This is a genomic window from Serratia sp. 2723, assembly GCF_050434425.1.
Taxonomy (GTDB): domain Bacteria; phylum Pseudomonadota; class Gammaproteobacteria; order Enterobacterales; family Enterobacteriaceae; genus Chania.
Map to the genome: position 1 here is coordinate 472160 of NZ_JBNDIN010000002.1, position 9062 is coordinate 481221.

At 56.4% G+C, this 9062-nt stretch carries 7 protein-coding genes; 1 reads left to right on the forward strand and 6 read right to left on the reverse strand.

All coding sequences use genetic code 11. From position 1 onward, the window contains the following. Window positions 1-30: 30 nt before the first annotated feature. From ABIE29_RS04840 to ABIE29_RS04855, 4 genes are all read right to left on the reverse strand, one after another. Window positions 31-1524, reverse strand: a complete 1494-nt coding sequence (locus ABIE29_RS04840; RefSeq protein ID WP_429617066.1) for an aldehyde dehydrogenase family protein — start codon at window positions 1522-1524, stop codon at window positions 31-33. Between the two features lie 20 nt (window positions 1525-1544). After that, on the reverse strand, window positions 1545-1910 hold the full coding sequence (locus ABIE29_RS04845) for a cupin domain-containing protein (RefSeq protein WP_429617067.1): 366 nt from the start codon (window positions 1908-1910) through the stop codon (window positions 1545-1547). A 30-nt stretch (window positions 1911-1940) separates the two neighbouring features. Then, window positions 1941-3242 (reverse strand): NAD(P)/FAD-dependent oxidoreductase, encoded by a 1302-nt coding sequence (locus ABIE29_RS04850; RefSeq protein WP_429617068.1) that lies wholly within the window; start codon window positions 3240-3242, stop codon window positions 1941-1943. 99 nt (window positions 3243-3341) lie between these two features. Next, window positions 3342-4109 carry a response regulator transcription factor gene (locus ABIE29_RS04855; protein ID WP_429617069.1) on the reverse strand — a complete coding sequence of 256 codons (768 nt, stop codon included), beginning with the start codon at window positions 4107-4109 and terminating at the stop codon, window positions 3342-3344. Between the two features lie 287 nt (window positions 4110-4396). Here ABIE29_RS04855 and ABIE29_RS04860 point away from each other — a divergent pair, with 287 nt between their 5' ends. Next, entirely contained in the window at window positions 4397-5524 is a 1128-nt protein-coding gene (locus tag ABIE29_RS04860; protein WP_429617070.1) for an iron-containing alcohol dehydrogenase, read from the forward strand. A gap of 170 nt (window positions 5525-5694) precedes the next feature. On the opposite strand, the gene ABIE29_RS04865 is transcribed toward ABIE29_RS04860, so the two are convergent. Together ABIE29_RS04865 and ABIE29_RS04870 are read right to left on the reverse strand one after the other, a co-directional pair. Beyond that, window positions 5695-7611, reverse strand: coding sequence for a BglG family transcription antiterminator (locus ABIE29_RS04865; protein WP_429617071.1), 1917 nt, complete (start codon window positions 7609-7611; stop codon window positions 5695-5697). 50 nt (window positions 7612-7661) lie between these two features. Next, window positions 7662-8891 (reverse strand): lactonase family protein, encoded by a 1230-nt coding sequence (locus ABIE29_RS04870; protein ID WP_429617072.1) that lies wholly within the window; start codon window positions 8889-8891, stop codon window positions 7662-7664. Window positions 8892-9062: the final 171 nt, after the last annotated feature.

The window sequence follows — 9062 nt, forward strand, 5'->3', positions numbered from 1 at the left end:
TGTAGGGGCGCTGCTGCGCCCGTCTAGCTGTCAATATCTCATCATCACCGATTTCAACTCGGTATAATGTTCGATAAACGCACTGCCGAACTCTCTGCCCATCCCCGACGATTTCACCCCGCCGAACGGCAACGCCGGATCGAGGAAGGTGTGCATGTTGATCCACAAGGTGCCCACTTCAATCCGCGGGATCATGCGCATCGCCTTGCTGAGATCGTTAGTCCACAGACTGGCGGCCAGGCCATAAGGCGAATCGTTGATCATGGCGATCATCTGCTCTTCATCCTCATAGGCCAGGAAAGTGCCCACCGGGCCAAAGGTCTCCTCACGCATTAACGCATCATGCGGCCCATTAGCGCGGATCGCCGTCGGCGCAACAAAAAAGCCAGGACCAGCCAACGCCTGACCGCCGCAGACGATCTGGCTGCCATCAGCCCGTGCCTTGTCAAACAGCGCCAGTACCTTACGGTAATGTGCCTCATTGGCCAATGGCCCCACTTGCGTACTTTCATCCAGCGGCGAGCCGACCTTCATGGCTGCCAAGCGCTGCGCCAGCTTTGCCAATACCTCATCGATATGGCTGGCAGGCAGGTAGAAACGTTCCGCTGCGGCACAGATCTGGCCCTGGTTCAGGTAGCCTGCCTCGATAATGCCGTCGACCATCTTGTCGACCGAGACGTCCGCCAGAAACGCGGCGGCATTCTTACCCCCCAGTTCCAGTGTGGTACGCACAATCCCTTGCTCCATCGCCGCTTTCCCCACCGCGATCCCGGTAGGTACCGAGCCGGTGAAGGTCACTTTGGCACAGCGCGGATGGGTGATAAGCATGGGGCCAAGACGTGCACCTGAACCGTTGATCACGTTGAGTGCACCAGCCGGGATGCCCGCTTGCGTTGCCAGTTCGGCCACCCGCAGCATGGTTAGCGGCGTGTATTCACTCGGCTTGAGCACCACCGTACAGCCGCAGGTGAGCGCCGCAGCCAGCTTCCAGATGGCGATCATGATCGAGAAGTTCCACGGAATGATGCCGACCACCACGCCCAACGGCTCACGCCGGGTAAATGCGCTGTATTGCTCACCCTGGAAGGAAGGCAATGAAACGTTCAGCGTTTCCCCGCTGATTTTGCTCGACCAGCCAGCAAAATAACGCAGGAACTGCGAGGCCATATCGATTTCCAGCCCGCGAGACAGCTGAATGGTTTTGCCGGAACACAGGCTTTCCAGCTGCGCCAGTTCCTCGCGATGGGTTTGCAGCAGATCGGCCAGGCGCGTCAGGCAGTTGCCACGCTCCAAGGGAGAAACCTGTGCCCAGCTACCGTGGAAAGCGTCAAAGGCCGCCTGCATCGCCGCATCGACTTCAGCCTGGCTGCCTTCATTCACCTGCGCGATGGCCATCCCGCTTGCCGGGTTAACCACCGCAAACCTTTCTACGCCTGCCCCGGCCACGGGTTGGCCGTGAATGTAATGGCCCTGCTGGCGGTCCAGAAAGGCCGTAACCTGTGGCAACAGTGTAATATCCGTCATCGCATCGCCCTCCTTGCGGGTTAGCCTTCGACAATCGCCAGATAATGCTTCACAAAACGATCCGAGGTGATTTCCCAACGTACCGGGGTGCCCTTCTCAACAAACCAGGAATCCCCGGCCTGATACTGTACCGACTCGCCGCTGTGCTCATTGGTCAGCGTCGCCGTGCCTTCCCACACCGTGGCATGTTCCGCAAACGGGTATTCCATCACGAAGGTGCCACGGGTGCAGCTAAAGACGCCGCAGTTCAGGTTGTCCGTTGGCGCACCAAAAATCATCGCCACGCCGACGTTAGGTTCACCGGCGACCACCGTGGCCCCCAGGTTGCTGACGCTGCCAATCTGTTGCAGTTCTGGGAGCGCTTGCTTAAGCAGTAATGGTTTCATGGTTTTTTCCTTTTAGATTAGTGATCAGGATTAACGGCGACCCTTCCAGTAGCCGGAAGTCTGGTGCCAAACCTTGCCCGCGGTGGTCATCACACGGCGCAGCTTGTCTTTGCCAAAAATATCCACGTGCGGGATCGAACTCATCAGGTCATAACGATCGGATCCCTCACTCATTCCTTCCGCCAACACCTTGCAAACGATATGGCTCGGCGTCACCCCAAAGCCGGAATAGCCCTGCACGTAAAACACGTTATCGTGCTGGGGCAAAGTGCCGATCTGCGGGAACAGGTTGGCGCTGCAACACAGCGGCCCGCCCCAGGCCAGGTCGATCTTCACGTCCTTCAGATACGGGAAAACTTTCAGCATCAGGTTGCGGTTCCAGGCTTTCAGGTCTGAAGGAATATATTCGACCAGCCGGGTAGCGCTGCCGAACAGCAGGCGGTTCTCGTTGGTGACACGGTAATAGTCGATCACCGGCCGGATATCGCTGTAAGCCCCGCGGATCGGGCTGATCTGGCGGATCAGCTCGTCAGACAGCGGTTCTGTCGCCAACTGGAAGGCGTAGGTATTGATGGTCTTTTTGTAGATAAAGGGATCCATGCCGTTGAGGAAACCGTTGCATGCCCACAGCATCTTGTTGGCACGTACCGAGCCCATGGCGGTGCGCACGGTAATGCGCGGGCCGTATTCCACATTCAACACGTTGCTGTTTTCGAAGATCTTCACCCCGTAACCGCTCAGCGCCTGCGCTTCCCCCAACAGCAGGTTGAGCGAATGAACGTGGCCGCCGCCCATGTGTTTCAACGCACAGGTATAAGCATCAGATCCCACCACCTGCTTCACTTCAGAGCCGGTATAGAGTTCGATCTCTTCGTCCGGTGAAACCGCCTTGAACTCTTTGAGCCAGGTACGCAGGGTCTTTTCCTGCCTGGCGTTGCTGCCAAGGTAGCCATAGCCAAAGCAGAAATCGGCGTCGATGGCGTACTTTTTAATGCGCTCGCGGATAATCCCGGCCCCAAGGTTGCTGATCTTGAAGATGGTTTCCAACCCCACCGGGCCAACGTGGCGTTTGATCTTCTCCAGATCGTGGCCGATCCCGGCCATCACCTGGCCACCGTTGCGACCCGTCCCGCCGTAGCCCAGGTGGCGGCCCTCCAGAATAGCGATATTGGTGATGCCTTTTTCCGCCAGTTCCAGCGCCGTGTTAATGCCGGAGAAGCCACCGCCGATGATCACCACGTCAACATCCAGATCCTCTTCCAGCGTGGGGAAGCGCAGATCGTATTTCTTGGTCGCCGCGTAGTAGGTTAACGATTCGATTTGATTATTCATTGCTGCACTCCCTTTACCCATTGCCTTAGCCTGGATTATCAGCAGAGCGTGGGCAGGCGGCTATGTCCCTTTAGGGATATTTGCAACACTTTTTTAACATTATGCCGTGCGGCGCAAAGGGGGACGCAAAAACAGGTTGAACAACTCGGCCTGAGAGCCAATATTCAGCTTGCCGTAAATATTCTTACGATGATTTTTTACCGTGCCCAGGCTGATAAACAGCCGTTCGGCGATCTGCTGCGATCCGTTGCCGCTCAGGATCAGATCGACGATCTCACGTTCACGCGGGCTTAACGCGTAGCGCGCCTGGGCAGCGCTATCTGCCAGCGGGCCGGAGGAAGTGGGCACATTAGCCGCAACCACCACTTCCCCATGCAGCCGCGCCACGCTTTTTACCAGCGTCAACGCGCCACGCAGGTCAGCCAGTTGGGGATAACGCACGCCGACCGTTTGCCGGGCCGAACCGAAAAATATGCCTAGCCCGCGTTCCGGCGTCAGTTGCAGTAGTACGCCAGCCTCGTCGTGCCAACCGGTTTTACGGTAAAAGTTACGGTAGTAATCCGTCTGGTAAAAACCACAGGGAGCCAATTGGCGCAGCGTAAATACATCGCCATGGCCGCCGCCGTTCAACGCCTGATAAAAGGGATCTTCAAGATAAGCACCCTGCTGGTAAATCTGGTTTACCGCATCGCTGTTTTCTTGCTCGGTTTTCAGCAGACAGCGCGGTGCCTGACCATATTCGAAGGCATAGACGATGGCATTATCAAAGGCGAAAAAACCTTCCAGATAACCCAGCAGGCTGGCATAGAATTGGCGGGTCGCCACTGCGTCGATCACCGCCGATAATCTTTCGACCTGAATATTCATTTCGCCCCCCGCAATCATTAATAAATTAACAATCAACCTTTCCCAACGTATCAGCGACCGATATTGGGCCAACAGGCTATAAAAAGCATTCAATCGGCCAGAATGCAAGGGCATTACTGTTTACATGTTAATCAAATCACAAGTTAGGCCCTCGCAACGATTAACCACACAATCCGATCTGGTTAATATCTTAACAATTTCGCGTTAAGCGGCGGAAAAGCATTGGTTTGCCCAGGTCGGCTGAATTATGCTGTGAGTTCGATGCCCAACTACGCCAAGGAGAGAGCATGACCACTAGTCTGATGATCGCCAACCGGCAGGCCTGGTTTGGCAAGGGCAGCATCCAGCAACTGATCCCACTGCTCCAGGCCGAGCCGCAGACCACGCTACTGTTCACCTGCCGATCGTTCCTTAACGGTACCCCCTATGCTGAACTGGCCCCGGCGCTGACGCCGTTGCTGGTGGGCAGAGAAATTGTCGCCCATGAAGCCTCCCCGCAAGAAATCGACCAATGGGTGGCGCGCTGGCAAGGCCAGGTGCAAAGAGTGGTAGCCATCGGCGGAGGTAGCGTGCTGGATGCCGCCAAGGCATTCGCTACCCTGATCGAACACCCGCTGCCAACCCTGCGTTATATGGAAAAAGTGGGTGACAGCAAAATCAGTGGCGCAACGCTGCCGTTGATCGCCATCCCCACCACCGCAGGCACCGGCAGCGAGGTAACGCAAAACGCGGTGCTCACCGATACTCAGGTCACCAAGGTGAAAGCCTCTTTGCGGCATAACAACTTTGTGCCGCAGGTGGCAATCCTCGATCCTGATCTGCTGAAAGGAGCACCAGATCATGTACTGGCCTATTGCGCCATTGATGCCTTCACCCATCTGTTTGAAGCCTATCTTTCCAATACGGCCAGCAGCCTGTCGCGCGAGTTGTCGTTAACCGGTATCCATCACTTCCTCAGCGCCTGGCCGGTGCTAAAACAGAGCGATGAGGCCCGCGAAGCGATTATGCAGGCTTCCTACCTGGGTGGTCTGACGTTGAGTATGGCGGGCCTGGGTGTGATCCACGGTATCGCGGGCGAGGTTGGCGCATTGCGTGACTACCACCACGGCCAGGTCTGCGGCCGCCTGCTGCTGCCGTTCCTTGAACTGCTGGGGAAAAGCGAGCAGCCGCAACAATGTGCATTAATGACCGAACTGGCCCTGCGGTTATTCCCTGAAGAGCAGGACAGCCCGGCGCGCTTTTTGATCGACTTTATCACCCGCCACGCCATCGCCCCATTCTGGCAGGACGAACTATCCCTTAGCCAGGCGGAACTGGCCATTGTATTGGAGAAGTCCAACAGCAAGAATTCCTGGCTCAACTACACCACCGAGCAGCGGAGATTAATGATCGATGGGGCGTTCCTGATTGAATGATAATATAATCAAAACTATAGGATCGCGGGAGCACAACAATGAGTTTGGTTGACTGGATTTTAGGCGGTATCGCCCTTGGGCTGATCGTCGGCGCGCTGATGAAGATATTCGGTAAGAAGAAAGACGATTAATGCGGTGAGTCCCCTCTGCGTTGAGAGAGGGGAAAACCGTTAAATGCGGCTCAGGCAGTCCAGCGCCACCGCTTTGAAGCTGTCGAAATTGTCACTGCCCAGCAGGCGGGTCATCGAACGTTCGCGCACAAAGGTGACGAACAGCTCGTAGATCGCCATCGCTTCCTCGTAGTCGCTTTTGCTGATCGCCAGCAAGAAAATGACGTGTGCCACCTCACCTTCTCCCCACGGAATTCCCTGTGGTGCCAGCAGCGTGACCACCACGGTCTTTTTCGCCAACAGCCCGAGAGAGTGCGGCAGAGCAATTCCCTCCCCCAGCAAGGTAGAAACGATGGCCTCCCGCTCAACGACCGAAGGGTAGAAATCACTGCCCACATAGCCTTCCTGCTCCAACTGAGCGCAAACTTTGCTAAACAGCTGCTCCTGCGTTAGCGGCTCGTTGACGATCATAAAATGGCTGGCATCAAAGAACTTTTCCAACATGTACGGCTTGGTGCGATCCACCAGCACCAGCTTGCCCAACTGCTCTAGCTGATACTCCGTTGGGAACGGTGACATCACCACGACCGGCTTGTTCTTCTCGCTGATGCGCGCATTGGAAATGATAAAATCTTCGTCGATACTGGCGAGAATTTCGTAATCACGCAGTGAAACGATGCGCGTCACCACCAGTTGCGGATACTTGCGCGCAATCTGGGCCTGGATCATCCGCACCGTAGAGTTACCGGTATCGCACACCAGCATCACCTGCGGGTGGCGCTCATAGCCAATGTTGTAGTGCCGCTCCAGGCCGACGCCAATATGCAGCACCAGGTAGCCGATTTCGTTCTCGCTCAGGGTATAAGGCGTGTGTTTACCCCAGCTCGATACCGCCGCCAGCGTCACATCATAGGCCATCGGATAATGCTGCTTGATGTTGGCCAACAGCGGATTCGGGATATTGATCTGGTATTTCACCCGGGTGATCATGGTTTTGATATGGGTGAGCAGATCGGCCCGCAGCTGCTTGTCGTTCTGCAGGTTATAGTTATAGTGCGAGTTGATGTAAGACAGGATGTAATCCACCAACGCCTCTTCATCATCGGCGTTGATTTTGGTCGGCTGCACTTCCTGCACCCTTCTGGCAGCGATGTTGACCCGCAAATAGGCCTCTTCCGCTGCCGCGATCTCTTTGCCCGTGGCCTTGCTCAGTTCACCCGCCAGCCAGGTTGACGCTTTGCGCACCGCATCATCACCGTCTTCCACGTCAAAATCCTGCAGCGGATAGCCGTCCGTGATGCGCCGCAGCGCCACAGCACAGTAGAAGATCAGGTATTGCTCGCCCTCATCGGTCAGACGAATGGCATATTGCGACAGCAGCGGGTGCAGCAGCCCGGCAAAGGTCAATACCTGCGGCTGATGGAGGATGTCATTGTTCAACAATGGATTTTCCGCATCCGCCAGATGCAGTTGAAACAATAGATCGGTCAGGCAGGCGCGGATCGCCATTTCCGCACCAAACAGCTTCATACCGTAGCGCGGCTTGGTTTCGATGGTTAACTGGTAATGCGCCAGGCGCTCCCTCACCTCAGCCATGTCGTTTTGCAGCGTGCCCCGGCTGACAAACCATTCATCGGCCAGATCTTCCAGCTTCATCGAGAAGGCTGAGGTCAAAAAGCGAATCAACAAATAATGCACCCGCTCCTGCGCGCTGCGCGGCGTGGCGTGCTGTTTACGTTCCCGATGCTGGAGCGCACTAAACCGGGCCATATCATCAACCTGCAGGCGATATCCGGCCCCGCGGCTGTGGACAAACTGCGCACCATAACTTTCCAGGATATCGTTCAGCGCGGTGATATCGGCGCGTACCGTGCGGGTAGACACGGCAAAACGCTTTGCCAGCTCGTCCTGCGGCAAGGTTTCGGACTGCAAAGCATCGAACAGGGATGCCAAACGTGGGTAGGGAAATCTCACCATTCTCTTTCCGTTATCAACGTGCCCGCCTGAGGGATCAGGCGGGCAACTGGTTACTTCGCTGCTGGCAAGAACACCATTTGTGAAGGGCTGCCCACCGGGGTATAGCCTTCAACAAAGCTGAGCTTGCCGCTGAACTGGTCTACGCTAAAGCGGGTTACGTTATCGCTACGCTGATTCATGGCATACAGATAGCGGCCACTCGGATCCAAAGTGATGGTGCGCGGGTAGTCGCCTCGCGTCCAGGTCTCCGCCACCGGTTTCAGTTCGCCCTCGCCGCTTACGCTGAACTGCGCAATGCTGTTGTGCAAGCGATTGGCGACATACAGATTTTTACCATCCGCAGCCAAGGCTATGCCAGCAGCAAAGCTGGTGCCCTTATAATCGGCAGGCAGGGTTGAAACTGCATGCAGCTGTTTCAGCGTCCCCTTTTGGCTATCAAAGCGGTAGCTGGTTAGTGTAGAGGCTTCCTCATTGATTAGTATTACAATTTTACCATTTGGGTGGAATATGAAGTGGCGCGGGCCGGCTCCGGCGGAAGAGGCGGCGATCCACGGCGGATCGTTCGGGGTCAGCTTGCCGCTGGCGGCATCGAAACGCCACTGGTAGATACGATCCAGCCCCAGATCGGTAGAGAACACAAACTTGCCGCTCGGATCGCTGGCGATCATATGCGCATGCGGGCCATTGTGATCGCTGATGGCAAAGCTGCCTTCCACCGCGGCGGCGGGTTTGGCCGCGCCCGCAGGGCCTGCATCTTGCTGCACAGAACTGGCGGGCCCCAATTTGCCTTCGCTGTCTACCGGGAACGCCGCAACGCTGCCGCTGACGTAGTTGGCCACCAGCAGATGACGGCCATCCGGCGTCAGAGAAAGGTAAACCGGCCCCGCGCCCTGTGAGTCCACCTGATTAAGTGGCGTCAGGCTGCCGTCCTGTGGGTTGATGCGATAGGCGACAATGCCCCCGTGCTGGGTGCCATTAAAATCTGCCACCTCGCTGGCAACATATAGCGTCTGCCCTTTGGCATCGGTGACCAACTGGGCCGGATTAGGCAGGCTGCTGACCAGCGTCCTGGCGCTCAGTGCCCCGGTTTTCGCATCCACCTGCATGCGATAAACGCCCTCACCGTTCGGGTTATAGGTACCAATATAGGCAAAATGAGACGACGTGGGTTGCATTGCATCCTCAGCATGTAACGCCGGGCTGGCGATAGCCAACAACGCCAGAGACAGCGCGCTCCACAGCGGAGCGATTGGTAATTTCGAAGTCTGCCAGTTTCGCATAGTTATCCTTTTGACCGATAGATAGGGACAAAAAGATGCCCCTCACCCTAACCCTCTCCCAAAGGGAGAGGGGACTGAACGTGCCACAACTTAACTCCAGTACCCAACCGCCACATCAAATCGAACATGCCACTGCTTTACACCACACCTAACCACAACTCCGTACCAGCC

Excerpts from the sequence above, each read along its gene's own strand:
- ABIE29_RS04865 (WP_429617071.1), bottom strand. The coding sequence starts at position 7,611 with ATGGTGAGATTTCCCTACCCACGTTTGGCATCCCTGTTCGATGCTTTG.
- ABIE29_RS04850 (WP_429617068.1), bottom strand. The coding sequence starts at position 3,242 with ATGAATAATCAAATCGAATCGTTAACCTACTACGCGGCGACCAAGAAA.
- ABIE29_RS04845 (WP_429617067.1), bottom strand. The coding sequence starts at position 1,910 with ATGAAACCATTACTGCTTAAGCAAGCGCTCCCAGAACTGCAACAGATT.
- ABIE29_RS04860 (WP_429617070.1), top strand. The coding sequence starts at position 4,397 with ATGACCACTAGTCTGATGATCGCCAACCGGCAGGCCTGGTTTGGCAAG.
- ABIE29_RS04855 (WP_429617069.1), bottom strand. The coding sequence starts at position 4,109 with ATGAATATTCAGGTCGAAAGATTATCGGCGGTGATCGACGCAGTGGCG.
- ABIE29_RS04840 (WP_429617066.1), bottom strand. The coding sequence starts at position 1,524 with ATGACGGATATTACACTGTTGCCACAGGTTACGGCCTTTCTGGACCGC.
- ABIE29_RS04870 (WP_429617072.1), bottom strand. The coding sequence starts at position 8,891 with ATGCGAAACTGGCAGACTTCGAAATTACCAATCGCTCCGCTGTGGAGC.